General features: G+C 60.7%; 1 protein-coding gene. It reads left to right on the top strand.

Translation table 11 applies throughout. From position 1 onward, the window contains the following. The coding region (locus GO606_RS00645) for a transposase (RefSeq protein WP_246979234.1) at nt 1-542 on the top strand (542 nt) is incomplete at its 5' end. Nucleotides 543-621 lie beyond the last annotated feature (79 nt).

Here is a 621-nt window from a genome sequence, read left to right on the forward strand (position 1 = left end):
GGCATATTGAGGAGATCGAAGCACGTATTGCCCGCTTCGATACGCGTCTTCTCGACGGACTGAAGGACGAGCGGAACACCCTGGCCTTGCTGCAAACCCTGCCCGGCGTCGATCTCATCGGCGCCGCGATGCTGCTGGTGGAAATCGGCACCGACATGGACGCCTTCGGCAGCGCGGATCGCCTGGCCTCCTGGGTCGGCATCTGCCCGGGCAACAACGAGTCGGCCGGCAAGCGCAAATCCGGACGCCTCCGCAAGGGCAATCTCTATGTCCGTCGCCTGCTCTGCGAGTTCGCCCATGCCGCCAGTCGCACCCAGTCGCTCTTCCAGTCGAAGTTCCAGTCCCTGATCGTGCGGCGCGGACATAAGCGCTCCATCGTGGCCTTGGCACACAAAATTCTCCGCACCCTCTTCTTCATGCTCAAACGTGGCGAACACTACCGGGATTCCGCCACCGACTATGAAGCGCTTTCCGTTCAACGTAACGCTCCTCGCTGGATCAAGGCGCTGACTCGCTTCGGCTTCATCCCCGTCGCCGCCTGATTCATCCGTCCTTCAATTCGATGACCTTCACCGGTCAGAATCTCGCTCGTCCGGGAATCGGTTTCTTTCACGTTAACCC

Source organism: Aromatoleum anaerobium, assembly GCF_012910705.2.
Taxonomy (GTDB): domain Bacteria; phylum Pseudomonadota; class Gammaproteobacteria; order Burkholderiales; family Rhodocyclaceae; genus Aromatoleum; species Aromatoleum anaerobium.